This window comes from Domibacillus sp. PGB-M46 (genome assembly GCF_022668875.1).
Lineage (GTDB): Bacteria > Bacillota > Bacilli > Bacillales > Domibacillaceae > Domibacillus.
The window spans coordinates 115,462-138,542 of sequence record NZ_JAKGCR010000006.1 but is presented as its reverse complement, the minus strand read 5'-3'; the positions used below and the strand labels follow the sequence as shown (position 1 = coordinate 138,542).

General features: G+C 46.9%; 27 protein-coding genes. 2 read left to right on the top strand and 25 right to left on the bottom strand.

Annotation, left to right across the window (positions count from 1 at the left end):
* Window positions 1-8: 8 nt before the first annotated feature.
* From L2D08_RS10075 to dinG, 5 genes are all read right to left on the bottom strand, one after another.
* Window positions 9-695, bottom strand: a complete 687-nt coding sequence (locus tag L2D08_RS10075; protein ID WP_242233639.1) for a DnaD domain-containing protein — start codon at window positions 693-695, stop codon at window positions 9-11.
* Window positions 696-790: 95 nt separating this feature from the next.
* Window positions 791-1,984 (bottom strand): pyridoxal phosphate-dependent aminotransferase, encoded by a 1,194-nt coding sequence (locus L2D08_RS10070; RefSeq protein WP_242233638.1) that lies wholly within the window; start codon window positions 1,982-1,984, stop codon window positions 791-793.
* A gap of 19 nt (window positions 1,985-2,003) precedes the next feature.
* Window positions 2,004-2,492 (bottom strand): cell wall elongation regulator TseB-like domain-containing protein, encoded by a 489-nt coding sequence (locus L2D08_RS10065; protein WP_242233637.1) that lies wholly within the window; start codon window positions 2,490-2,492, stop codon window positions 2,004-2,006.
* A gap of 16 nt (window positions 2,493-2,508) precedes the next feature.
* Entirely contained in the window at window positions 2,509-2,679 is a 171-nt protein-coding gene (locus L2D08_RS10060) for a YpmA family protein (RefSeq protein ID WP_242233636.1), read from the bottom strand.
* 51 nt (window positions 2,680-2,730) lie between these two features.
* Window positions 2,731-5,535 (bottom strand): ATP-dependent DNA helicase DinG, encoded by a 2,805-nt coding sequence (gene dinG / locus L2D08_RS10055; RefSeq protein ID WP_242233635.1) that lies wholly within the window; start codon window positions 5,533-5,535, stop codon window positions 2,731-2,733.
* A 65-nt stretch (window positions 5,536-5,600) separates the two neighbouring features.
* On the opposite strand from dinG, the gene L2D08_RS10050 reads away from it, so the two are divergent.
* Window positions 5,601-5,738, top strand: coding sequence for a hypothetical protein (locus L2D08_RS10050; protein ID WP_242233634.1), 138 nt, complete (start codon window positions 5,601-5,603; stop codon window positions 5,736-5,738).
* A 269-nt stretch (window positions 5,739-6,007) separates the two neighbouring features.
* Here the strand turns inward: L2D08_RS10050 and panD are convergent, their stop codons facing one another.
* The 9 genes from panD to L2D08_RS10005 all read right to left on the bottom strand — a co-directional run bounded on the left by panD (window position 6,008) and on the right by L2D08_RS10005 (window position 13,152).
* A complete protein-coding gene (gene panD / locus L2D08_RS10045) occupies window positions 6,008-6,391 on the bottom strand; it encodes an aspartate 1-decarboxylase (protein WP_242233633.1) in 384 nt (127 codons plus the stop codon).
* Window positions 6,376-7,248 (bottom strand): pantoate--beta-alanine ligase, encoded by an 873-nt coding sequence (panC, locus tag L2D08_RS10040; RefSeq protein ID WP_242233632.1) that lies wholly within the window; start codon window positions 7,246-7,248, stop codon window positions 6,376-6,378. Before panC ends, panD begins: the two co-directional genes overlap by 16 nt.
* Window positions 7,245-8,084, bottom strand: coding sequence for a 3-methyl-2-oxobutanoate hydroxymethyltransferase (gene panB, locus L2D08_RS10035; protein WP_242233631.1), 840 nt, complete (start codon window positions 8,082-8,084; stop codon window positions 7,245-7,247). The genes panC and panB overlap by 4 nt, the downstream gene beginning before the upstream one ends.
* A 238-nt stretch (window positions 8,085-8,322) precedes the next feature.
* Window positions 8,323-9,297 carry a biotin--[acetyl-CoA-carboxylase] ligase gene (locus L2D08_RS10030; protein ID WP_242233630.1) on the bottom strand — a complete coding sequence of 325 codons (975 nt, stop codon included), beginning with the start codon at window positions 9,295-9,297 and terminating at the stop codon, window positions 8,323-8,325.
* Window positions 9,282-10,478 carry a CCA tRNA nucleotidyltransferase gene (locus L2D08_RS10025; protein WP_242233629.1) on the bottom strand — a complete coding sequence of 399 codons (1,197 nt, stop codon included), beginning with the start codon at window positions 10,476-10,478 and terminating at the stop codon, window positions 9,282-9,284. The genes L2D08_RS10030 and L2D08_RS10025 overlap by 16 nt, the downstream gene beginning before the upstream one ends.
* Window positions 10,471-11,613, bottom strand: a complete 1,143-nt coding sequence (bshA, locus tag L2D08_RS10020; protein ID WP_242233628.1) for an N-acetyl-alpha-D-glucosaminyl L-malate synthase BshA — start codon at window positions 11,611-11,613, stop codon at window positions 10,471-10,473. The genes L2D08_RS10025 and bshA overlap by 8 nt, the downstream gene beginning before the upstream one ends.
* A gap of 16 nt (window positions 11,614-11,629) precedes the next feature.
* Window positions 11,630-12,007 (bottom strand): methylglyoxal synthase, encoded by a 378-nt coding sequence (locus tag L2D08_RS10015; protein ID WP_242233627.1) that lies wholly within the window; start codon window positions 12,005-12,007, stop codon window positions 11,630-11,632.
* 12 nt (window positions 12,008-12,019) lie between these two features.
* Window positions 12,020-12,817, bottom strand: a complete 798-nt coding sequence (gene dapB / locus L2D08_RS10010) for a 4-hydroxy-tetrahydrodipicolinate reductase (RefSeq protein WP_242233626.1) — start codon at window positions 12,815-12,817, stop codon at window positions 12,020-12,022.
* 2 nt (window positions 12,818-12,819) lie between these two features.
* Entirely contained in the window at window positions 12,820-13,152 is a 333-nt protein-coding gene (locus tag L2D08_RS10005) for a nucleotide pyrophosphohydrolase (protein WP_242233625.1), read from the bottom strand.
* A 95-nt stretch (window positions 13,153-13,247) separates the two neighbouring features.
* Here L2D08_RS10005 and L2D08_RS10000 point away from each other — a divergent pair, with 95 nt between their 5' ends.
* Window positions 13,248-14,120 (top strand): YitT family protein, encoded by an 873-nt coding sequence (locus L2D08_RS10000; protein ID WP_242233624.1) that lies wholly within the window; start codon window positions 13,248-13,250, stop codon window positions 14,118-14,120.
* Between the two features lie 196 nt (window positions 14,121-14,316).
* Here the strand turns inward: L2D08_RS10000 and L2D08_RS09995 are convergent, their stop codons facing one another.
* The 11 genes from L2D08_RS09995 to L2D08_RS09945 all read right to left on the bottom strand — a co-directional run bounded on the left by L2D08_RS09995 (window position 14,317) and on the right by L2D08_RS09945 (window position 23,075).
* Complete coding sequence (locus tag L2D08_RS09995) at window positions 14,317-14,997, bottom strand: zinc metallopeptidase (RefSeq protein WP_242233623.1); 681 nt, start codon at window positions 14,995-14,997, stop codon at window positions 14,317-14,319.
* 73 nt (window positions 14,998-15,070) lie between these two features.
* The gene (locus tag L2D08_RS09990) at window positions 15,071-15,277 is read right to left on the bottom strand and encodes a sporulation protein YpjB (RefSeq protein WP_242233622.1); all 207 of its coding nucleotides are present in this window, start codon (window positions 15,275-15,277) and stop codon (window positions 15,071-15,073) included.
* Between the two features lie 66 nt (window positions 15,278-15,343).
* Window positions 15,344-15,922, bottom strand: coding sequence for a lipoprotein heptaprenylglyceryl N-acetyltransferase LhaT (lhaT, locus tag L2D08_RS09985; RefSeq protein ID WP_242233621.1), 579 nt, complete (start codon window positions 15,920-15,922; stop codon window positions 15,344-15,346).
* A gap of 59 nt (window positions 15,923-15,981) precedes the next feature.
* Complete coding sequence (locus L2D08_RS09980; RefSeq protein WP_242233620.1) at window positions 15,982-16,749, bottom strand: menaquinol-cytochrome c reductase cytochrome b/c subunit; 768 nt, start codon at window positions 16,747-16,749, stop codon at window positions 15,982-15,984.
* A 45-nt stretch (window positions 16,750-16,794) separates the two neighbouring features.
* Window positions 16,795-17,469, bottom strand: coding sequence for a menaquinol-cytochrome c reductase cytochrome b subunit (gene qcrB, locus L2D08_RS09975; protein ID WP_046173709.1), 675 nt, complete (start codon window positions 17,467-17,469; stop codon window positions 16,795-16,797).
* 13 nt (window positions 17,470-17,482) lie between these two features.
* Window positions 17,483-17,986, bottom strand: coding sequence for a Rieske (2Fe-2S) protein (locus L2D08_RS09970; protein ID WP_242233619.1), 504 nt, complete (start codon window positions 17,984-17,986; stop codon window positions 17,483-17,485).
* Window positions 17,987-18,139: 153 nt separating this feature from the next.
* Window positions 18,140-18,592, bottom strand: coding sequence for a YpiF family protein (locus L2D08_RS09965; RefSeq protein ID WP_242233618.1), 453 nt, complete (start codon window positions 18,590-18,592; stop codon window positions 18,140-18,142).
* Window positions 18,593-18,665: 73 nt separating this feature from the next.
* Window positions 18,666-19,229, bottom strand: coding sequence for a ReoY family proteolytic degradation factor (locus tag L2D08_RS09960; RefSeq protein ID WP_242233617.1), 564 nt, complete (start codon window positions 19,227-19,229; stop codon window positions 18,666-18,668).
* 22 nt (window positions 19,230-19,251) lie between these two features.
* Window positions 19,252-20,550 carry a tetratricopeptide repeat protein gene (locus L2D08_RS09955; RefSeq protein WP_242233616.1) on the bottom strand — a complete coding sequence of 433 codons (1,299 nt, stop codon included), beginning with the start codon at window positions 20,548-20,550 and terminating at the stop codon, window positions 19,252-19,254.
* Between the two features lie 113 nt (window positions 20,551-20,663).
* A complete protein-coding gene (gene aroA, locus L2D08_RS09950) occupies window positions 20,664-21,956 on the bottom strand; it encodes a 3-phosphoshikimate 1-carboxyvinyltransferase (protein ID WP_242233615.1) in 1,293 nt (430 codons plus the stop codon).
* A gap of 15 nt (window positions 21,957-21,971) precedes the next feature.
* On the bottom strand, window positions 21,972-23,075 hold the full coding sequence (locus L2D08_RS09945) for a prephenate dehydrogenase (RefSeq protein ID WP_242233614.1): 1,104 nt from the start codon (window positions 23,073-23,075) through the stop codon (window positions 21,972-21,974).
* Window positions 23,076-23,081 lie beyond the last annotated feature (6 nt).

Sequence of the window (23,081 nt, the reverse complement as noted above, 5' to 3'; positions counted from 1 at the left end):
TGTTCTCCTTACTGCTCCAGCCAGTTGTAAAACGGGACGGCATGCTCAGAACGGGAAATTTGTTCGGTTCCAGTTGGTTTACGAAACTTTTTCCCCTGCTCTCGCGCCTGCTCCACCGTTTTAATCCCTTGCTTTTTCCATTCAAATAAAATGCGGTCAATATAGCGGAAGCTCAATTTCATAGACAGAACTGCTTCTCTGAGCGCAGCTTTGATCAAAGACGGCTCATGGCCATCCTGGTCAATCCAGAGTGCCAATGTTTCACATTCAATGGAGGAAAGCGGCCGGCCGAACTCTTCTTCAAATAAACTGTACAGGTCTTTTTCTTCAACCATAGCCTGCTGCACCGACTGGCCTCTCGCATCTGATTCAAAAATGGAAGCCAGCTTGTGCCAAAGAGGTTCCAGCGAATAAAACTCATAGCCGGTCTGGCTGCCCTGTTCGATCGCGACGACCTGCTTTTGGATCAGCTTTTTCACGCAGCCTGCACAGTCAGAAGACGACATCGACATACGGTTCGACAGCTCTTCAAAGCTCGGGAAAGTAATGCCTTTTTGCGCATATGCGTAAATATGCAGCAGCACCATCATTTCCTGTTCATTTAAGGACAGCCGCTTGTAGTTTTCCAACAGAACGTTCGGAATGCTTGTTGCACCCTGTTCCATCCAGCGAATCATCATTTCTTTTTCTTTCATGTTCATTCCACCTCGACCCTTTGCAATGCTTCATATTATACTAGGACACGGAAAAAAAGAAAAGCCGCCCGAATGGACCGCTTTTCTAATCGATATTACCCTTTTTGGTTTGATTTTACATAATCCGCAATGCGCTCAACTGCTTTTTCAAGCAATTCAAGTGATGTCGCGTAGGAAAGACGGATATTATCCGGTGTGCCAAAGCCGCTTCCCGGCACTACCGCTACATTTGCTTCTTCAAGCAGCGCTGTCACAAAGTCATCCACATTCGCATGGCCAGTCAGGGACGCTGCTTCTGTTACATTCGGGTACAAATAAAAAGCACCTTGCGGCTTTAAGCACGTAACCCCTGGAATTTCATTTAATTTCGCATGAATAATATTTAAGCGTTCTTCAAACGCTTTTTTCATCACTTCTACAGGCTCCTGCGTGCCTTTATAAGCTGCAATTGCACCGTATTGAGCTGTTGACGTCGGATTAGATGTTGAATGGCTCGCAAGGTCTGTCATCGCCTTGATCACTTGCGCATTACCGGCTGCATATCCGATGCGCCAGCCTGTCATGGAGTGAGATTTCGATACTCCGTTAATCACAATCGTCTGCTCTTTTAATTCAGGAGACAATTGGGCGATCGATACATGCTTGTTGTCGCCGTACACAAGCTTCTCGTAAATTTCATCCGATACGATCCAAATATTATGGCGGAGGGCCACTTCTCCTAACGCATTCAGCTCATCCGCAGTATAAAGCATGCCTGTTGGGTTAGATGGAGAGTTGATAATCACAGCTTTTGTTTTTTCTGTAATAGCAGCTTCAAGCTGATCCGGTGTAATTTTAAAATCGTTGGATTCTTTTCCGTCAATATAAACCGGAACACCGTCCGCAAGCTTTACCTGCTCCGGATAACTTACCCAGTAAGGTGTCGGGATGATCACTTCATCGCCTTCGTTTAAAATCACCTGAAATAAATTGTAAAGGGCGTGCTTCGCGCCTGTTGTGACAATAATTTCGTTTGCTTTATATGTAATGCCCTGATCCTGCTGGAATTTCTCAATAATCGCATTTTTCAATTCCGCTAAACCGCCAGCCGGTGTGTATTTCGTCTGGCCGCCTTTTAACGATTCATAGGCTGCTTCAATAATATGATCCGGTGTATTAAAGTCCGGCTCCCCGGCTCCAAGGCCAATCACGTCTTTACCCTGTGCTTTCAATTCCTTCGCTTTTGCTGTAATCGCCAAGGTTGTTGAAGGGGTTAATGCTTTTACGCGTTCTGCTAATTGTACATCCATGAATCCATTCTCCATTCTGTTAAATGTTTTCAACCTTTTTCCACCATGTACCATCTGTAAAAGACAAATAGTAATAATTCAAGCGGCCGTTTTTATTTTCAAATGTAAACAGCCAGACAGGGGTTTTGCCTTCTAAGCCAAGTGTCAGCGATAAAATGTCTGCATCGCCCGCTTCCTCCTTGAAGAGAGCGCGTGCTTCCTTTTCCGTTACATTGCCTTTGAGCGGCTGGACGATTGGATCGGACTTGCCATTTTGCTGAAGCCAAACTGCCACGTCTTTTCCGCTTTCATCCTTCCCTGTACCCGTATAATACGCTTTTGTGCCATTATATACGTACACATCGTCGATTTGCGAAAGAGACGCTTTTTCCTGAAGCTGTTCTAAAGCAGCCTCTCTGGCTTTTTCATACGGTTTTTGTGCATTATTATACATTATTGCGACAATAATCGCAATTATAAGCAAAGGAATTCCGATTATTAATAACCACTTTTTAAAATTTGTTCGCATATTCACCACATCTTCGTTACGTTCGGTAAATTGTAAAAACAGCTTTTGTTTGATCTTCCGCATCCAATGCAAGGCCGAACATTAAGTTCTCCCGTTTCAGCGTCCGGTTCAACGTATCGACAAGCTTATACAAATCGCCGTTATTCTCTACTTTCACCGTGGAAAGTACTTCGATCTTTGACTCCATTAAAATCCCTCCTGGCTCAAATTATAGCAGGAATAATAAGCCTTCATACAATTATTTTTCTCCTGGAAGCCACTTTTCGATCAATTCCATCGTGCCGGTGATATCGAGCTCTTTCGCCGGAACATCTGGAATCGATTGAAGAAACGCTTTTCCATAGCGGCTTGATAGGACACGGCGATCAAACAGGACTGCCACCCCCCGGTCTGATTCCGTGCGAATCAGCCTGCCAAATCCCTGTCTGAACCTGATGACAGCCTGCGGAAGCGAGTAGGCAGAAAATGCATTTTCCCCCTCCCGCTTCAGCTGCTCGTTTTTCGCCTCGACAAAAGGATCATCCGGCGGAGCAAATGGAAGACGCACGATAAACAGAACAGATAAATCCTCTCCCGGAATATCGATGCCTTCCCACAGAGCGCCGGTTCCAAGCAGGATTGATTTATCGTACTGGCGAAAGTTTTTAGCCAGACGAGTTACACTGCCGCCTGTGATGCCCTGTGCAAAAATCGCATATTCGGCCAGCAGCTCTGTTTCCCGAATAAAATCGTGTGTTTTCTTTAAAATATCAAACGAAGTAAACAGAACAAGCATGCGTCCGCCTGCTGTTTCTGCGGCCGCGATAATATAATCAGCCACAGCCTGCGCATATGTATCCTGGTCGGTTTCTTTCACATCCGGCACATCGTTTGGAATGACAATCCGGCAGTGGTTCGCATAATCAAACGGTGAAGGAATCACGTGTTTCCGGAACGAAAAAGCTTCCAGACCCATTTCCCGTGCAAAGAATTGGAAAGACTGCTCAACTGTCAGCGTAGCGGAAGTAAAAAGGACGTGATGCCGTTCCAATAAATACGACTGAATAAGAGCACCCGGCTGAACGGGCTGTGTCCGCATGGTCAGCGTATTGGACAGTGAGCGTATATCGCCCTCGATCCACACTACTTCTTCTTCATCAGGACGGAACACGAGCTCAAACAGTTGTTGATTCCAGTTTCGGCACCGGTCTAAAAACAAAAGGGCATCATCCACATATAATTCATCCCGGGCGGAAAGCTGCTTGCGAATATCTTCAATCGGAAGGACTTTCTCTTCTACCACTTCCACTAAACGGGACACCTTATTGTATAAACGTTCAGCGCCATACTCGATTTGCTGCCAGCCGGCCATATTCCGGCTTTTTTCCGTGATGGCGAGCTGGCGCTTCGCATGGTTTATGCGGGATGTCTGCCGTTCAAAAAAAGCGGAAACAACGCCAAGCCATTCTTCTGCCTCCGTTAAAACGGCGGATACAGCAGTCATTATTTTTTCCGGCGGCCGCTCTGTAAGACGTTTTGATTCAATCCGATTTAAGTGATACAGAAGCCGCCTTTCCTCCGTTGTACCGATTTTCCCCATAAAAAACTTTAAGTCTGCTACTGAAAGCTCCCGGCCAAGCCGCTCTCTTGCAGCTCGTTCGAACCGGTGTGCTTCATCGATTAAAATAAAGCTCTCCGGCGCCAAAATCGGCTTTGCCGCCTTCATGTCGGCAATTAAAAAGGAATGGTTTGTAACAATAATATCTGCACTGGCCGCTACTTCCTTCGCATACCGGGCAAAGTCATGCTTTCTCCATGCCTGCTTTGCTTTATTCATATAATCGTCTGCCTGGCATACTTCTTTCCAAAATAGGGCGCCGCCTGAAGATAAATTTAATTCATCGCCGTCACCGGTTTCAGTTTCAAGCAGCCAGACAAGCATTTGCATTTTTGTGATAATCCGGTCATAATTCCGCTCTTTTTCACGCAGCGACCGAACAAAGCGGGACAGATCCAGATAGTGGCGCTTTCCCTTTAGTACGGCGGCTTTCACATGAAAAGGCAGAAGGATTTCAAGCTTTGCAAGCTCCCGTTCAAGCAGCTGATGCTGCAGCAAAACCGTATAAGTGGACACAACAACCGGCTGGCCGCTTCGCCGGCTTTCATAAATAGCCGGCAGCAAATACGCCAGCGACTTGCCGGTTCCAGTTCCGGCTTCAATGACGGTATGCTCTTTGTTTTGGAAAAAGTGCTGCACTGCCTCCATCATTTCCATCTGGCCGGGACGCCTTTGCATGCCGGGAGCACCTGCAAGCAGCTCCCACTTTTCTTCCTCTGTTTGAGGAAACAAGATCGACTCGTCTGCTTTGCGTTTTTCCGGCTGTTTTTTTGTGCGCAGTGCGAGTCCCCGGTACACAGTCCATTCCTCTGGCAGCATTTCTACACGCTGTTTTTTTTCCGCTGCGATACGCGACAGCAGCAAATGAATATCACTTTTCAACCCGGTTGACAGCTTCAGCAATTGTTCAATTGTAACAAGCGGAAGCTCTTCCAGACGGTCGACAAGGTAAATAAACAACTCTGCTGTTGCGCGGGCATCGCTGTCCGCTCGATGCTTCTGCCCGTGGCTCAGACGGAATTGATCGGATAAATCCCCCAGTTTATAGCTGTCCGAGACAGGCAGGACAATTTTTGCAAGCTCTACTGTATCAATAAAAGAACCGGTAAAAGGCGGATAACCGGCCGCCTCCAGTTCGCTGTTTAAAAAAGGCAAGTCAAAAAAAACATTATGGGCCACAAAAACCGAATCGGCCAGCCATTCCCGAAAGCGCTCCGCTTCTTCCTGAAAAAAAGGAGCCTTCCGGACCGCTTCATCCTCAATTCCAGTCAGCTCCTGAATAAAAGGAGGAATCGGCATTTCCGGGTTTAAATATGTGCTGAACTGGCTTTTAATCCGGCCATTTTCAACGGCAACAAAAGCAGCCTGCATAATACGGCCTCCGCTTGCGTAAGAATGGCCCGTTGTTTCAAAATCTGCCACGGTAAATCGAATATCATTGATCACGGCAAACACACCTTTAAGTAAATTCTTTATCAGTTTACCATAAGAAGAGCAAAAGGTGCCTGCTTATGGGCATCAATTCAAACAAAAGCATCCGCCAGGCGGCTTTTCTTCAAAACAAAGGAAGCTGGCAGGACAAAAACACCGTTGCCAAATTTGAGGAAAGAAAAAAAGACCACTCTATAAACAGCGGTCACAGACTGTAGACAAGTTAAATGGATGACTGTGCAGACGAATGGGATGGATCGGCGGCGTCCGGGCAGCTCCGCTTTCCGCGGGGCTGGCGCTGAGCCAAGTGGCTTGCAACAAGGTGGTATAGAGCCCATAAGGTTGTAGCCTTCTGTTTAAAAAGAGAAAATGTCTATTCAGCCTTTGTGCTTATTGAAGTTCAATAACACTTAGTGAAGCCTCTCTTTTAAAAGCGAAAGACTTGGTCTACACACTAAAACCGCTGGATAACCAGCGGTCAATGTCCTTACATAATGGTGGAAGCCGGTTCTTGATGAAGCATGTCGGCAATCCGATTATCAGCGTCCATAATCAGCACTTTTGGTTTGTGCTCTTTTACCTTTTCTTCCGCTACTAGAACATAAGAAATAATAATAACGGTATCACCGGGCTGAACCAGACGCGCCGCTGCACCGTTTAAACAAACGACGCCGCTGCCGCGCTCACCCGGAATGATATATGTTTCCAGACGTGCACCGTTATTATTGTTGACAATCTGCACTTTCTCATTCGGCAGCATGCCTGCTGCATCAAGCAGATCCTCATCGATCGTAATACTGCCGACATAGTTTAAATTGGCCTCGGTCACCGTTGCTCGGTGGATTTTTCCGTTCATCATTGTGCGGTACATGGCGCACTTCCTTTCACTGGTAAAATCACATTATCAATTAAACGCGCCTGCTTGTACTGCACAGCTGCGGCCGCAATGATTGTTTCGTTGACCTTCTCAATCGGCTCAAGAGCAGGATATGATAAAATCTCGAGGTAGTCGATCACTGCTCCTGCCTCTTCTTCCAATACGTAACGCGCTTTTTGTTTTAAGGAAGCGACATCGGTTTCTCCTGCTTCAACGGACTGCTTGATCAGCCCAAGCGCTTTATAGATGGCTGGCGCTTTTTCCCGTTCCTCCGGAAGAAGGTATACATTCCGCGAACTTTTTGCGAGGCCATCCGGTTCTCTCACAGTATCCACACCAATAATTTCGATCGGTACGTTCAGCGCATCCACTAAGCCATGAATCACAGCAAGCTGCTGGGCATCTTTTTTCCCGAAATAAGCACGGTCTGCTTCGGTTAAATGAAACAGCTTCATGACCACCGTTGCCACCCCGTCAAAATGGCCTTCACGTGAAAGACCGCACAGGGCGTTCGTCCGTTTATGAACGGTCAGCGTCACAGCCGGCTCTTCCGGATACATTTCCTCTACTGACGGCAGAAACAAAAGGTCCACGCCCACTTCCCCTGCAAGCCGTGTATCCCGTTCTTCATCACGGGGATAACGCTCAAAATCTTCATTTGGCCCAAATTGAAGCGGGTTGACAAAAATAGACATCACCACAACGTCATTTTGGCTGCGTGCCTGCCGGGCAAGCGTCAGGTGCCCTTCATGCAAAAAACCCATCGTAGGCACAAAACCAATGGACTTGCCGGCCGATTGAGCTGCCCGTATTTCTTTCTTCAAACCGGAGATCGTACGGACAATTTTCATGAATGGACGCCTCCGTACAAACGATCCAGCTCTTCTTCCTTCATCGTAAAGGTATGCTCTTTGGCTGGAAATGCGCCTGCTTTCACATCTGCTACGTAAGAAGAAACAGCTTGTATGCCGGCTTCGTCAAAATCCGCATAACTTTTCACAAACTTAGCTGTCCGTTCCACTCCGTAACGGGTAATGTCATGATATACAAGCACCTGCCCGTCCGTTTCCACACCCGCTCCAATGCCAATAACCGGAATGTGAAGCGCTTGTGCAACCGACTGCGCTACCTGGTGCGGTACACATTCAAGCACCAGCATAAACGCTCCGGCCTGCTCCATCGCTTTTGCGTCGGCTAGCAGCTGCTGCGCAGCTTCAGCTGTTTTCCCCTGTACCTTATAGCCGCCGAGCACACCGACGGACTGCGGCGTAAGCCCCAGATGGGCGCATACCGGCACCCCGGCTGCCGTTAATTCACGGACGCGTTCCACAACTTCGCCGGCACCTTCAAGTTTAACGGCGTCAGCACCTCCGTCCTGCATGATGGCACGGGCTGTATTTAACGTTTGTTCTTTGTTTACGTGGTAAGTCATAAACGGCATATCTGTTACGACAAATGTATGGCGGGCGCCCCGCTTAACAGCTTTTGTATGATGAACCATGTCTTCCGTTGTCACGTAAACCGTGGATTCATACCCAAGCACGGTCATGCCGAGAGAATCACCGACTAAAATAATGTCTGAACCGCCTGCTTCCGCCTGCTTGGCTGACGGGTAGTCATACGCTGTAATCATCGCGATTTTTTCCTGACCGGCTTTCATCTTAATAAAATCTGCTGTTCGCTTCACGCTGTTTCCTCCTTTTGATCAGAGGAGACGAAACAATAAAAAAAGGGTCCTTTTGCTGGAAAGAAGCAGAAGGACCCCGCTGTAAACGGAATAATGTTTCGACCCTCTGTCCCTGTCCATTCGGATCAAGGCAGTGTTTGTCTTGTTATAAAATGCGTTTTACTTTCGGAACGCGGTGCAGTTCAAGCATGATACCGCCCTTGTTCACGATTATTATAACAGGCATCCCCTCATTTGACTACCGTTCAATTTCAATGTCCGCTGAGTAGATCGAGTGAACGATGCCTTCTTCATCCTGCAGCTTTAATACGCCTTCTTCTGTAATCCCAATTGCCTTCCCTCGAATCGAGCCATTCACGGTTCGGGCCGTAATATGACGGCCAATCGAAACGGCAAAGGATTCCCATTTTTCTTTGATCGAGGCAAATCCGTTTTCCACATACTCTTTATAGTAGATTTCCATATTTTTAAGGATAGCCTGTACAAGCTTAGCGCGGGAGATGGTTTCTCCTTTTTCAATGGCGAGTGAAGTAGCAATGTCTTCAAGCTCAGCCGGAAATGCCTGCTGGTTTACATTCATGCCAATCCCGATAATAATGGAACGGATACGGTCAGCATCCGCTTGAAGTTCTGTTAGAATACCGGTTATTTTTTTCCCGTTCATCAAAAGGTCATTGGGCCACTTGATTTCCGGCGTCAGCCCGGTTACATCCTGAATAGCTTCTGCGACGGCCACAGCCGCAATCAACGTAAACTGCGGCGCTTTCACAGGCGGAAGGTTTGGCTTTAAAATAAGACTCATCCAAATCCCTGTACCCTTAGGAGAATGCCATGCTCTGGTCATGCGGCCGCGCCCTGCTGTTTGCTCTTCCGCAATAACCAGCGTTCCTTCCTCTGATTCTTCCGCGATTTTATGCGCTTCTTTCTGTGTAGATTCGACTGTTTCTTTAAAAACAATTTGTTTACCGAGCTGATCCGTTTGAAGGCCGATTAACAATTCGTTTTCACTTACTTTATCAGGCTTCCCTGTAATGCGGTAACCTTTGTTTCGTACTGCTTCAAGCTCAAAGCCTTCCTGCCGCAGTGATTCAATATGCTTCCAGACAGCGGTTCGCGAACAGCCAATGTAGTCAGCCAATGCCTGGCCGGATACAAACCCACCATCTGCTTTTGAAAACACCTCGAGCAGTTTATGCTTTACAGAAGATTGCATGCATGCAGCCACCTTTCAATTTCCGTTCGCTCGTTTGGAACGTCGCGTGCAATAACAGCCCGCTCCGTTCGTTCAAGCACTTCTTTTATCCATGGACCCCTTGGCTTGGACGCCCATTGGATCAAATCATTTCCTGTAATGGCGAGATCGTGGCGGCTTTTTATCGGAAGCGATTCAAAACGGCTGGCTGCCCTGCCGGCATCCAGCTCTTTTGCTCCGGTCAGTGCGTACCCTGCAGCCGCTGCGTCAACAGATGACTGGAGACCGCCTTGAAAAACCTGCCAATCGGTAGCGCCTTTCGCTAAAAACTGAATTAACGTTCGAACACTTCGGCTGATGCTTTTAATTCTTTTTTGCGGAAGCCGCCATTGTGTTAAAAATGGGGACGGATCTTCCTCTGCACACAAGTAAGCTGCCGCTGTCCAAACCTGATCTGCTGTCAGCCCTTCAATCGGAAGACCTGCCAATCGGGTAAGCGCGGGCTTTTGTCCACTCAGCCCTGGCAGAAATTGATAAAGTCCTGTTTCAATTAATACAGCCACCGCCTGGCGCTTATTGCACCCGCTAAACAGTTTGTCCATTTCGTTCAGCTTCCGCTCAACGGCGATGTGACCGAGCAGCGGCGCATGCTCGGTCATCGCTTCCTTCGTATCGTCATCCAAACGAAAAGACAACTGACTTACAAACCGGGCAGCACGCATCATTCGGAGGGCATCCTCTGAAAAACGTTCGCCTGCACGGCCTACAGTCCGGATTTTTCTCGTTTGGATATCTTCTTTTCCGCCAAAGGGGTCAATCCATTCGCCATTTTTATTCATCGCCATTGCATTCATCGTAAAATCACGGCGTTTTAAATCTTCATACAGGGAGCGGACAAACCGGACCTGATCCGGCCGCCTGAAATCCGTATAATCGGATTCGGTCCGAAATGTAGTCACTTCGAAGCCAATACCGTTATGCAAAACGAGGATTGTCCCATGATCAATACCGACGTCAACCGTATTCCTAAACACTGCTTTTACTTCAGCCGGCACTGCTGATGTGGCAATATCCACATCATGAACAGGACGGCCCAGAAAAAGGTCCCGGACCGCTCCGCCGACAAAAAATGCTTCGAAGCCCGCTTCTTCCAGGCGTGCAATAACCGGCAGCGCCTGCCGAAAAAAAGGATGGTCAATCATAAGTGGCTTCCTCCAGCAAGCTGTAATAAATACGTTCATATTGCTTTACAATATCAGATGAATGAAACTGCTCCTGAACAGTTTTCATTGACCGCTGCTTCATCTGTTCATATAAGGCTTCATTTGTCAGCAATTCAATTGCTGCTCCGCTGATCGCTTCGATGTCACCAATGGGGCGGACAAATCCGTTTTCACCGTCCTCAATCACTTCTGGAATGCCGCCTGCATTAGTTCCAATACACGGCACCCCGCATGCCATCGCCTCAAGAGCGACGAGCCCAAAGCTTTCTTTCTCTGACAGAAGAAGCTTTACATCGCTGATCGTGTATAATTCCGCTAAATTGTTTTGCTTTCCAAGATAAAGCACTTGTCCTTCAAGTCCAAGTGATTCGGCCAGCCGGCAGACAACCGTCATCTCCGGCCCGTCTCCAACCAGGAGAAGCTTTGCGGGCATTTGCTCAGCAATGTTGGCAAATACTTTTATTACATCTGTGACTCGTTTGACGGCGCGGAAATTCGATACATGAATCACCACTTTTTCCTCATCTTTGATGCCAAACTCTTTCCTTAAATGGCGGGCCGTCTCAACGGGGCGGTATACGCGCTCGTCAATAAAGTTGTACACGGTTTCAATGTGCTTATCCGGTGCGATCATCTCTTTTGTCTGCTTTACAAGCGAGTGGGAAACAGCTGTGACTGCATCCGATTGTTCAATACCGAATTTAATGGCGGGTGCCAGTGCCGAATCTGTGCCAAGCACCGTAATATCTGTTCCATGCAGCGTGGTCACGATTTTTACGTTCGACTTGGCCATCTGCTTGCCTAGAATAGCACAAACCGCGTGCGGGATTGCATAATGAACGTGTAAAATATCAAGCTTTTCACGCTCAATCACCTCGGCCATTTTGCTTGCGAGGGCAATATCATAAGGCGGGTACTGAAAAACCGAATATTGATTGACTTCCACTTGATGAAAAAAGATATTTGGGTATACCCGATTAAGCCGAAACGGAACAGCCGATGTAATAAAATGAATGGTATGCCCCTGCTCAGCCAGAAGCTTGCCAAGCTCCGTTGCCACGACGCCTGATCCGCCCACAGACGGATAGCATGTAATACCAATGTTTAATCCCATATTTTTCTCCTGCCGATCATTCACTCTGTTCTTCAATAATACCATCAATCAATACGCGTGCTGTTCCAAGGTTTGTTGCAAGCGGAACAGAATATACATCACAAAGACGGACAAGCGCGGTTACGTCCGGTTCATGCGGCTGCGCCGTAAGCGGATCCCGGAAGAAAAAAACAAAATCCATTTCCCCCCGTGCGATACGGGCGCCGATTTCCTGGTCCCCTCCAAGCGGCCCGGATTGAAACCGGTGCACATCAAGCCCTGTTTTTTCCATTACGCGCGTCCCGGTAGTGCCTGTTGCAAAAAGTGTGTGGGCACCAAACACCTCTTTATGAAGGTCTACAAATTCGATCAAGTCGTCTTTTTTCTTATCATGTGCAATCAGCGCAATATTCATTAGAATCCCCCATTAATCTAAGATATTTTCGAGACCATACACCAATGTTTTTGTTTTCATGACCGTTTCCACGCATACTTTTACGCCAGACATAAAGGATGCCCGGTTGTAAGAGTCATGACGGATTGTTAAGGACTCGCCATCCGCACCAAACAGCACCTGCTGATGTGCAATTAAGCCCGGCAGGCGGACACTATGAATATGCATGCCGTCCATTTCGGCACCGCGTGCGCCTGGAATCGTTTCTTTTTCTTCTGGATGCCCCTGGCGTTTCGGTTCACGCACTTCGCTGATCATTTGCGCTGTTTTTACGGCTGTACCAGACGGTGCATCCAGCTTTTTATCGTGGTGAAGCTCAATGATTTCTACGTCGCTAAAGTACTTCGCTGCCATCTGGGAAAACTTCATCATCAAAACGGCGCCAATGGCAAAGTTAGGGGCAATAATGCACCCAAGCTCTTTTGATGCAGAAAGCTCTTTTAGTTCCTCCAGCTGTTCATCGGTAAAGCCCGTTGTCCCTACCACTGGACGAATACCGTGCTCAAGTGCTGTTTTTGTATGTACATAGCCGAATTCAGGTGTTGTTAAATCAATCAATACATCCGCTTGATGCTCTGAGAAGCAGTCTCTTGCGTCTGTATAAATCGGTGCTTTTGAGCCGGAAAACCCGATATCCTCCAGTGTTTCCCCGGCATGTTTTCGGTCCAGGGCCGCTACCAATTCAAATTCTGGTGTATTCATCACCATTTTAACTGCTTCCATTCCCATGCGGCCGCGCGGGCCTGCGATAATAACACGAATACTGCTCATTTTTACTTGTCCTCCTCAATTTTGGTCCAGCGGTCTTTGTCTCTTGTCTGGAATTTGTGCATGACCCGGTCGTGTGCCGTCTGCAAATCAATCTCGAGCGAATTTGCCAGGCAAATGGCTACAAACAAAACATCCCCGAGTTCTTCCTCGATCGTTTTCTCTTCTTCGGATGTTTTCTTTGGCTTCTCCCCGTAGTAATGGTTGACTTCACGGGCCAGCTCGCCCATTTCTTCTGTCAGGCGGGCCATCATCGCAAGCGGACTGAAGTAGCCCTCTTTAAACTGTCCGATATAGCCGTCTACTTCTTTTTGCATATCACGCATCGATTTATCCATTTTTTTCACCACTTTCTTTCTTTTATATGTTACATATTATATAGAGGAGGTGCAATTTTTTCTTATTATTCATCACAATAAAAAGGAGAACGTATATGAAACCCGGCATTAAATCCAAAAATGTATTTTTTATTTTGGTTGGCTCGGCTATTTTTTCATTTGGGCTTGTCCATTTTAATATGCAGAACAATTTAGCGGAGGGCGGTTTTACGGGTATTACCCTGCTATTATACAATTTATTTGGAATTGACCCTTCCTACTCGAATTTACTTCTTAACATTCCCATTTTTTTAATTGGGTGGAAACTGCTCGGCCGCGTCTCTTTTTATTATACGCTGATTGGCACCTTTAGCGTTTCCTTCTTTTTATGGATATTTCAAAACTGGCAATTTCACATTCCGCTTCGGGATGACCTGTTTCTTGCCGCGCTGTTTGCAGGGGTTTTTATCGGAGTGGGCCTTGGGATTACGTTCCGGTACGGAGGCACAACAGGAGGCGTCGATATTATTGCGCGGCTTGTACATAAATATTGGCAGGTAAGCATGGGCAAAACCATGTTTTTATTCGACGCGGTCGTGATCACGGCTTCTTTTTTGACATACATCAATTACCGGGAAGCGATGTATACGCTCGTTGCTGTTTTTGTCGCAGCACGTGTCATTGACTTTATGCAGGAAGGAGCATACGCGGCGCGCGGCGCGATGATTATCTCTTCTGCTCACGAGGAAATTGCGGACGAAATTAACAAACGAATGGATCGCGGAGTGACGATTTTAAAAGGATATGGCTCTTTCACAAAGCAGGAACGCGATGTTTTATACTGCGTGGTGGGCCGAAATGAAATCGTCCGGCTGAAGAATATTATTCATGCAGTGGATCCGCACGCATTTGTTTCGGTGACAGTTGTGCATGATGTATTCGGAGAAGGCTTCACTCTTGATGAAAACAAACAGCCGATTGAACGTTAAAAAGCACCGGGAGACTCCCGGTGCTTCAGGCTGCCCGCAAACGCCCGCTTTCGGCGTCACTTGCCAGCTGTGAATGCTCATGACCCTAAAAAGGTTACTCCGCTTCCCAGCCGGCGGCGTTCCTGGAAAGTCAGACGTTTTAATCAGCCTGCTTTCCACTCCCAAAGTACCGGAAAATTCCGGTGCTTTTTTATTATTAATCGTCGTTTTGAGCCATTCCCGTGTACATGAGTACGAGGCGAACCAGCTCTAGAACGGCTACAGCAGCCGCTGCTACATACGTCATGGCAGCCGCATTTAACACTTTGCGCGCCTGTCGTTCCTCATTGTTGCGGATAATGCCGGAAGCAACAATTTGGTCCATGGCCCGGTTTGATGCATTAAATTCCACCGGCAGTGTGATAACTTGAAATAGAACACCGGCAGCCATTAAAATAATCCCGAGTAGGAGCATATTCGTAGCGCTGGCAAAAATGCCAATCATAATGAAAATCCATGACATATTTGAGCTGAAATTCGCAATCGGAACAAGAGCATGGCGGAAGCGAAGAAATGCATAGCCGACTTTGTCCTGAATAGCGTGTCCCACCTCATGAGCCGCGACAGCCGCTCCAGCAATGGAATGACCGTGGAAGTTATTCGGTGACAGGTTCACTGTTTTTGTAATCGGATTGTAATGGTCACTTAAAAACCCGCGTGATTCCACTACTTTTACATGCTGCAGACCATTATCGTCCAAAATGCGGCGTGCTGCTTCTGCACCAGTAATTCCCGTTGAAACGGCTACTTTTGAATACTTATTATACGTGCTTTTCACCTTAAATTGCGCCCAAAGCGGCAGCAAAATCAACAGGATAAAATAAATAATCCAAATCATCTAACTCCCTCTACCTCCGTTATGTTGTCGTATTTTGTCTTATCTTTATTTTAACGATTTATACCCCCGGGCGTCAAAGATTATGCTTGTTTTTCCGTTCTTCTTTCGTGCCTTTGTACTTTTTTCTGCCTGTGTATATGAGCGCTGCCATGACAACCCCGCCCGTGAGCGCAGTAACGTGAATCAGGTCTTCTTTTTTCTCAGGATTCATTTCTTCTGCTCCGCTGACTGGTACAAATATGAGAAGGAAACTCCAGATAAATGCAATAATTTTGTCCATTCTCCATCCCCCCGCCCATCTGCTTTTTTCAGTATATGCGCGGAGATGAAGGAATGATGCCGTTTCTCACCACATTAATCGCTTTGGGCGCACACACATCCACCACGTGACGAAAATAGAGAGCAGGCTGAGCCAAAATGTAAAATAACCAATTTCCTGGATGTATAAATCCAGCTGTGAATACACAGGATACTGCATAAAAACATAATCAATCATTTCGTTATGAACAGTCCAGACCGCAGCCGCAATGAGGTGAATCGGTTTGACCCGGAAAAACGGTGCATACAGCAGCCCCTGGACAGCCATACCCAAGTGTGAGGCAACCAGCATCCAGCCAAGCCAGGAGAGATCTCCTGTAACAAAGAGCGTCAGCCCATTCATCACAACGGCCCATATTCCGTATTTAAATAAGGTCATAACAGCGAGCGCCTGCATAAGCCCCCAGTTCCGGCCAATCAAAAGGCCGAATAAGGCGATTGTAAAAAACAAGCTCGCGGTCGGACTGTCAGGCACGAACGGAAGAAAAACAGGATCTGTCTGCTCTAACTGAGGCATGTACCATATGTATCCATAAATCGTTCCAAGTAAATTAATGATAAAAAGCGCCCACATAAATGAGCGGTTTGATAAAAGAAAAAACAGCATATATGCCTCCATGGAAAAAAAGACTGCCCATCGAGCCGGACAGTCCCGTTCATTTGGTTTTATTTTGCTTCCAGTGTAGAAATAAATTCAGACAGCTTCTTTAAGTCTTCTTCATTTCCTTTATACATTCCAGGCGGCATGGAACCTTTCCCGTTTTTTGCGATATCGGCGACTTCTTCCGGTGTCAGCCCGGTGCCGACAAGAGACGGCGCCGCCGATCCTCCTGACAATGTATCACCGTGACAGTTGATACAGCCATTTTCCTGATAAATTTTAAACCCATCAGAGTTGGTGTCGATAGCGGCTTCTTCTACAATTGCCCCCTGCGCTTCCCTTGCTTTCCAGTCTACTGCATTTACAGCTTCCCAGGTTAGGAAAATAACCGCAGCGAGAGAGAGAAGCATAAAGCCCGTTGCAAATGGGCGATCAATGGGGCGGCGCTTTGGACCGCGGTCAATAAACGGTGCCAGCATAAGCCCGCCAAAGGCAAGACCTGGAATAACAAAAGCACCAATAATGTTATAGGGTCCGGATGCGTACGAGTATTTTAAAAGCTGGTATAAAAACAAGAAGTACCAGTCTGGCAGCGGCAGGTAGCCGGTATCTGTCGGATCTGCAACACGCTCAAGCGGTGATGGATGAGCAATGGTCAAGCATAGATAGCCTATTAAAAACACCGAACCGACCATCCACTCTTTCAAAAGGAAGTTCGGCCAGAAAGCCTCGGTTTTGCCTGGATATTCTGAATAATCTTTCGGAATATTCGGTTTTCGTTCGGCAGGAACCCGCGAGTCTCCGACAAACTTCATTCCTTTTCCACGATGCATTGCGTTCCCCTCCTTTGAATTGGACTGAAATGGGCAAGGCCGATTTTATAATGGACCGGAAATCCCCTGCTTGCGGATCATGATAAAGTGGGCACCCATTAAGCCAAGCAAAGCAGCCGGCAGGAAAAAGACGTGAATGGCGAAAAAGCGTGTGAGTGTTTGTGCACCGACAATATCGGGGTGGCCGGCAAGCAGCACTTTTAATTCATGGCCGATCAGCGGCGTGGAAGCGGCAATTTCAATGCCTACCTTGGTAGCAAAAAGTGCTTTCATATCCCAAGGCAGCAGGTATCCGGTAAAACCGAGACCCAGCATCACAAAGAAAATCAAAACACCGACAATCCAGTTTAACTCACGCGGCTTTTTGTAAGCTCCCTGGAAGAAAACGCGCAGTGTATGTAAAAACATCATGACAATAACAAGACTTGCACCCCAGTGGTGCATACCGCGTACAATAACGCCAAAAGCGACTTCATTTTGAAGATAGTAAACCGATTCCCATGCGTTTTTAATATCCGGCACATAGTACATGGTTAAAAACATTCCGGACAGAATTTGAATGACGGTAACAAAAAACGTCAAGCCGCCAAAGCAGTAAACAAATGCCGAAAAGTGATGAGCCGGATTCACGTGCTCAGGTACTTCATGGTCTGCAATATCGCGCCACATCGGCGTAATATCAAGACGTTCATCCACCCAGTCATAAATTTTATTGAGCATATTGTACGCCTCCCTACACGATATTGTTTGCCTGTGGTTTGCCAAGCTGGAGGAGCCCGTCTTTTTCCGCAGTCGGATAGACATCAAGCGGTCTCAGCGGCGGCGTATTCGGGACATTTTTTCCGTTTTTTTCATACATGCCGTTATGGCAAGGACAGAAAAATTTGTCTTTGTGACCGCTTCCTTCCCAGCTTACCGTGCAGCCAAGATGCTTGCATATTGGAGACAATGCAACAATCTCGTTTTTATCGTTTTTGTAAACCCAGGCCGTACTTGTGACTTCCGATGTATACCATGCGTCAGTCTGCTCATAAGAAAAGTCAACGCGTACCGGTACATCTGTTAAATCAGCTATCTTTTGTTGTGTAGGATGAAAATCGCCGGCAGCTTCCCCTTTAAGCACCGGATCAACCGCAAAACGAACCATCGGCATGAGCATACCTGCCGCCATGAAACCGCCTACACCAGTGAGAGTGTAATTCAGAAACTGACGTCTTGATACAGGTTGTTTCCCCATACTTTCCCTCCCCCTTATACACTTTGCGTCGCCCGTTGTGGACTAATATATGAGCATAAATATAAACTAGGACATTATTATGATAATCTATACCGGATACCAGGTCAATAACCTGGGGATGAAAACGCTTTTTTATTGTGAAATTTTTCTGAATTATTCCATATTTTCCTGCCATTTCTCTACAACCATCTGAACAAGCTGTTTTGCCTGGTGAGAGATGAGCGAGTACTTGACTGACTCCTCCATGTTACCAAGGGGGACAGACGGAACCAAAATGACAGAGCCGCCTAGTTCGTTTTCCCTCGCACGCCACATAGAATCTGCCGTTAGAAAAAAAACGTGCTTAAACGCCGCTGAGCGTGCTTTTTGGGACCAAAGAGCGGCGTTACCCGCCATTTCCGGTACATAAGCGTACGGCGGTGTCACGACAATTCTTCCTTTAAACTGCCGTTCAAGAAAATCGGCCAGCAGTCCAATAAATTCATATTGTTCAGCTGACTGTCTGAACTCTTTTCCAAAATCCAGCGGAACAAGCGGCACAAGAACCGTATCAATGTAGTTTTTTTGCTGCTCCACGAGTGCAGCATCTTTCCCATTCCAATTCATTTTATCACCCTCTTTTATCATATAGCGCTTTTCTTCCGATTGTAAATACAAGGCTATGAAAAAACGCATCCGGTCAGCAGTCGGATGCGTTTGTATGTTCTAATAATTCATTGAGCTGGTCGGTCAGCCGGAAAAAGGTTTCTTTGTCTCCACGGTCGAGCGCTTCATCAATCTGTTCTTTTAAGCGGTCGCGCTGAAAATCGTACACGCTCCATTTTAAAAATTGCTCGGCCAGCTCTTTTTCTTTTTCCGTCAGCCGAACCCGTTTTGGCATAAACGGATTTTCGACCCGTACAGCCGCATATTGATGCGACAAGTGGGCATCTTTGAATTTTAATTCGATGAAGATATCTTCATCTTTATTTAAACGGATATCATGAAAAGACTTTTCCGCATCTGTTGTCATAATGTTGTCTTTAAAAAAGCGAAACGGTGCGCTGTCCACACAATGAGATGACATAATCATGCCTCTTGGACAGTACTGGGCGTCCTCTACAAAATGCACATGTTCCATAAGCTGGTCGTGGCTCATTAAATAGTTTAAAATCCAGACAGATTCTCTGCGCTTTAGCTGATAATGATTTAAAAACCAGCGGATAAAATCCTTTTTCTCATGAACGGAAACCGGAGCAGCCATCATCATCACTCCTCTGCCTTTTTTAATAGGTATCTGTATTTAAGCGTTCTACAAGTTCTGACCATTCGTCATTAAGCGGCTCTTCTTTCATTAACTTTTGGAAAATAGAAAGCGCCTGCTGGCGGTGTCCTTCCTCAAGCAGGAAATAGCCGTACTCGGCCAGAAACTCTGTATTTTCATTTAAAATCGGATAAAGGTATTCATATAGTTCTGCCGCTTCTTTGTACTCCTCCAGCCGCTCCGCAGCTCTAGCTGCGTCCCACAGCAGCAAAGGCTCTGCACTGCCCGCTTCGCGGAAGACCGAAGCAATTTCAAGCACGCCTTCGTATTCTTCCTTTTTCATCAGCAATGCATTCAGTGCAAGGGCAGCCTCTGTATATTCCGGGTCCAGGGCGAGGGACTCACGAAGGTGAGCCTCCCCTTCTTCTTCAAGGCCCCGTTTTAAAGCCAGCTTTCCTGCAAGCAAAAACAATTCTTTTTGGTACGCATCCCGCGCAATGCCAGAACGGGCCGCTTCAAGAGCAGCTTCTAAATCTTCTTCCATTTCATGCGCGCGTGCCAGATACAAGTAAACAGAATGGTAATCAGGATCAAGCTCTGCTGCTTCAGTCAGCTTCGCTGCGGCCGTTTTGTATTGGCCTGCTTGAAAAGCGGTAAAACCATACATAAACAACGTATCAATATCTATTTTATCATCAAGGGCCTGCTCGAAGTGAGGCAGGCTTTCTTCAAAAGCACCGCCGGCACTGTATGCTTCTGCCAGGCGCTTTTGAATCGAAATGCCGGCAATCTCCTCCACGCCCGCTTCTTCAAGTTCCTTGTACTGCCGGATGGCTTCTAAAAACTTGCCTTCTTCTAAATACAGCTCCCCAAGTGCAAGCTTAATAACAGGCTCGTCCGGTTCTGCCTGTTGTGCCTGCAGGAGCTTTTGCTCGCTGACTTCATACAGACCCTGCATTTGATATAAATCGGCCAGTACGAGCAGTGATCGCGTATAAAACGGGTCACTATCATCAATTTCATCTAAAATAAGCATCGCTTCTTCTTCACGGTCAAGTTCTACAAGCGTCTCTGCCAAAAGCAGCGACAGCTCTCCTTCTCCCGGAAAAGAACGCAGCAGCTCTTCAAACAGCTGCCTTGCTTCATCTAAAAAGCCAAGCTGGAGCAGCTGCTCCCCCAGCATAAATTGTTCTTCTGCATCACTAGAGGCGAGCACCTTTTCATATAGGGCAGATGCACCTGCCATATCTCCCTTTTCCAGGTGTGCGATCATATTTTCCGCATTGTTCATGTTTACCGCCTCTTCTTTCTCCGTCTTCATTTCTTAATTCCTTATTTTAATCAAAGATGGTCAATCGGGCAACTTTTTGGCTTGTACTTCATGTATTCTACTTTGACCGTTATATTCCTTCTTTCCAAAACAGAAAAACGCCCTCATAAAGAGGACGCTCCTTTAACCAGTGTATTTAAATGATCGAAAAATTCAGGGTATGAAACGGCAATGGCTTCATGATTCTCAAGTTCTACGGCACCATCTGCCAGCAGAGAGGCGATGGCCATCACCATACCGATTCGATGATCTCCGTGTGAAGAAACGGATCCGCCGTGAAGCGAAGACTTTCCGCGAATAATCATTCCATCATCGGTTGCTTCAATGTCTGCTCCCAGCTTTTTCAGCTCATTTACAACGGTGTCAATACGGTTTGTTTCTTTCACTTTTAATTCTTCCGCATCGCGGATCACCGTTTCGCCTTCAGCCTGCGTTGCAAGCAGGGCAATAATCGGAATTTCATCAATCAGCCGCGGAATGATAGAGCCGCCGATTTCGATTCCTTTTAATTGAGATGTTTTCACGGTAATGGTGCCCATTTCTTCACCTGTTTCCGTCGTTTTCTCAATCGTGATATCTGCACCCATTTGCTTCATTACATCAATGATTCCCGTTCTTGTTTCGTTCAAGCCGGTATTTTCGAGCACGACTTCGCTATTTGGTGTAATGGCTGCTGCTACCATAAAAAAGGCAGCTGATGAAATATCTCCCGGTACATACACATCTGTCCCCTGGAATGTCTGGCCGCCCTGAACGATAATCCGGTCACCCTCCCGGCGGATCTGGCCGCCAAACTGCTCGATCATTTTTTCGGTATGATCGCGCGTTGCTTCCGGTTCGATAATAACCGATTCTCCATCTGCCTGAAGCGCTGCAAAGATAACGGCCGATTTTACCTGTGCACTCGCAACGGGCAGGCGGTACTCGGTTGTATTCAACTTACGGCCGCGAATGGAAAGCGGCGTGAAACGCCCATTGTCGCGTCCCGCGATATCTGCACCCATGCTTGCAAGAGGCACTGTTACCCGGTCCATTGGACGCTTGCCGATCGACTCATCCCCAATCATCACAGAATGGAATGGGCGTCCGGCTAAAATACCAAGCATTAACCGTGTGGTTGTCCCTGAATTTCCTGTGTCCAGGATGGCGGACGGCTCTTGCAGCCCTTCCCACCCTTTTCCGTGGACAATGATTTCTTCGTCTGTTTCCTCAATTTGCACGCCAAGCTTGCGGAAGCAGTCAATTGTGCTTAAGCAGTCTTCCCCTTTTAAAAAATGGCGGACTGTTGTTTTTCCTTCTGCCAGCGCCCCGAACATAATGGAGCGGTGAGAAATAGACTTGTCACCCGGCACTTCTATACGCCCGCCAAGAGACGGATTAGTAAACGTCAGTTTCATGTTTTGGACCCTCTCTTATGCTAAGAATAAATCATATGTTGTTTTCTGCTCAATGCACTGCTTGGCGCGAAGGCGGTCTCTTTCGCTTTGAAAGCTGATTACCAAAACACCGAACACATCTTCACGTGTTTCGACAATCCGAATGTTGGTAATGCTGATACGCTCATCCGCCAGATAGCCTGTTAATTCAGAGATGACGCCTGGATAATCCGGCACATCTACGTACAATTCATAGAAAGCAGGAATAGCTCCTTTTGAAGCAGTCGGAAGGCCATCCCGAAATTTTTTCGCGTCGCTAAAATAGTGATAGAGCTTTTCCCCATTTTCTGTTTCCAAAAGAGATAAAACCCCATCCATCTCATCACGCCAGTTGGTTAATAACGAGATGAGCATTTCTTTATTGTGAAGTGAAATATCCCTCCACATTTCCGGGTTTGAGGAAGCAATGCGGGTAATATCCCGGAAACCGCCGGCGGCCAGCCGCTCAATCAACGGATTGTCTTCATTGAATTTTTGAGCCTGGTGCACAAGCGAGGCGGCAATAATATGCGGAAAATGGCTGATTACACCTGTCATTTTATCGTGCTCTTCTGCTGTTACTTCTAAAATGTTTGCCCGCGTGCCTTCCAGCCATTTTCTTAAAATCGCAACGTGTTTTTCTTTGGCGGCACCCCCCGGCGCCAGCAGGTAAAAGGCATTTTCAAATAACAGCTCTTTTGAAGCAGCCACCCCGCTTTTATGGGAACCTGCCATCGGATGGCCGCCGATAAACACAACTTCTTTTTCTTCAAGAAGCTTGGCCCGTTCCATGATACGGCTTTTTGTGCTGCCTGTATCCGTTATCAGCACGCCTTCTTTTAGCGGGAGTCCGGCGAGGATCTCAATCATTTCCTCCGTTTTTAAAACCGGCACCGCTAAAATAATTAAATCCGCTCGTTTGGCCCCTTCTTCAAACGAAGAAGCCTTTTCATCTATAATGTTGAGTGCTTCTGCAAGACCCAGTTCGGATTCTCGAACATCAAACCCGATAATATGAGCCTGCTCATGGGCTTTTTTTATCGCTTTTGCAAGAGATCCGCCAATTAAGCCAAGGCCGGCAATAAAAACATTTCCTCTCATCGGCGC

What these genes read in the sequence shown, in the direction of transcription:
- L2D08_RS10000 (WP_242233624.1), top strand. Translation starts at nt 13,248, where the DNA reads ATGAAACCCGGCATTAAATCCAAAAATGTATTTTTTATTTTGGTTGGC.
- panC (WP_242233632.1), bottom strand. Translation starts at nt 7,248, where the DNA reads ATGAAAATTGTCCGTACGATCTCCGGTTTGAAGAAAGAAATACGGGCA.
- panD (WP_242233633.1), bottom strand. Translation starts at nt 6,391, where the DNA reads ATGTACCGCACAATGATGAACGGAAAAATCCACCGAGCAACGGTGACC.
- L2D08_RS09970 (WP_242233619.1), bottom strand. Translation starts at nt 17,986, where the DNA reads ATGGGGAAACAACCTGTATCAAGACGTCAGTTTCTGAATTACACTCTC.
- L2D08_RS10060 (WP_242233636.1), bottom strand. Translation starts at nt 2,679, where the DNA reads ATGGAGTCAAAGATCGAAGTACTTTCCACGGTGAAAGTAGAGAATAAC.
- L2D08_RS09995 (WP_242233623.1), bottom strand. Translation starts at nt 14,997, where the DNA reads ATGATTTGGATTATTTATTTTATCCTGTTGATTTTGCTGCCGCTTTGG.
- dapB (WP_242233626.1), bottom strand. Translation starts at nt 12,817, where the DNA reads ATGAGCAGTATTCGTGTTATTATCGCAGGCCCGCGCGGCCGCATGGGA.
- L2D08_RS10025 (WP_242233629.1), bottom strand. Translation starts at nt 10,478, where the DNA reads ATGATTGACCATCCTTTTTTTCGGCAGGCGCTGCCGGTTATTGCACGC.
- lhaT (WP_242233621.1), bottom strand. Translation starts at nt 15,922, where the DNA reads ATGCTGTTTTTTCTTTTATCAAACCGCTCATTTATGTGGGCGCTTTTT.
- L2D08_RS10050 (WP_242233634.1), top strand. Translation starts at nt 5,601, where the DNA reads ATGGGCATCAATTCAAACAAAAGCATCCGCCAGGCGGCTTTTCTTCAA.
- L2D08_RS10030 (WP_242233630.1), bottom strand. Translation starts at nt 9,297, where the DNA reads ATGCAATCTTCTGTAAAGCATAAACTGCTCGAGGTGTTTTCAAAAGCA.
- bshA (WP_242233628.1), bottom strand. Translation starts at nt 11,613, where the DNA reads ATGGGATTAAACATTGGTATTACATGCTATCCGTCTGTGGGCGGATCA.
- L2D08_RS09945 (WP_242233614.1), bottom strand. Translation starts at nt 23,075, where the DNA reads ATGAGAGGAAATGTTTTTATTGCCGGCCTTGGCTTAATTGGCGGATCT.
- L2D08_RS10015 (WP_242233627.1), bottom strand. Translation starts at nt 12,007, where the DNA reads ATGAATATTGCGCTGATTGCACATGATAAGAAAAAAGACGACTTGATC.
- aroA (WP_242233615.1), bottom strand. Translation starts at nt 21,956, where the DNA reads ATGAAACTGACGTTTACTAATCCGTCTCTTGGCGGGCGTATAGAAGTG.
- L2D08_RS09990 (WP_242233622.1), bottom strand. Translation starts at nt 15,277, where the DNA reads ATGGACAAAATTATTGCATTTATCTGGAGTTTCCTTCTCATATTTGTA.
- L2D08_RS09965 (WP_242233618.1), bottom strand. Translation starts at nt 18,592, where the DNA reads ATGAATTGGAATGGGAAAGATGCTGCACTCGTGGAGCAGCAAAAAAAC.
- L2D08_RS10005 (WP_242233625.1), bottom strand. Translation starts at nt 13,152, where the DNA reads ATGGATAAATCGATGCGTGATATGCAAAAAGAAGTAGACGGCTATATC.
- L2D08_RS09980 (WP_242233620.1), bottom strand. Translation starts at nt 16,749, where the DNA reads ATGCATCGTGGAAAAGGAATGAAGTTTGTCGGAGACTCGCGGGTTCCT.
- L2D08_RS09960 (WP_242233617.1), bottom strand. Translation starts at nt 19,229, where the DNA reads ATGGCTGCTCCGGTTTCCGTTCATGAGAAAAAGGATTTTATCCGCTGG.
- L2D08_RS10070 (WP_242233638.1), bottom strand. Translation starts at nt 1,984, where the DNA reads ATGGATGTACAATTAGCAGAACGCGTAAAAGCATTAACCCCTTCAACA.
- L2D08_RS10075 (WP_242233639.1), bottom strand. Translation starts at nt 695, where the DNA reads ATGAAAGAAAAAGAAATGATGATTCGCTGGATGGAACAGGGTGCAACA.
- qcrB (WP_046173709.1), bottom strand. Translation starts at nt 17,469, where the DNA reads ATGCTCAATAAAATTTATGACTGGGTGGATGAACGTCTTGATATTACG.
- L2D08_RS09955 (WP_242233616.1), bottom strand. Translation starts at nt 20,550, where the DNA reads ATGAAGACGGAGAAAGAAGAGGCGGTAAACATGAACAATGCGGAAAAT.
- L2D08_RS10065 (WP_242233637.1), bottom strand. Translation starts at nt 2,492, where the DNA reads ATGCGAACAAATTTTAAAAAGTGGTTATTAATAATCGGAATTCCTTTG.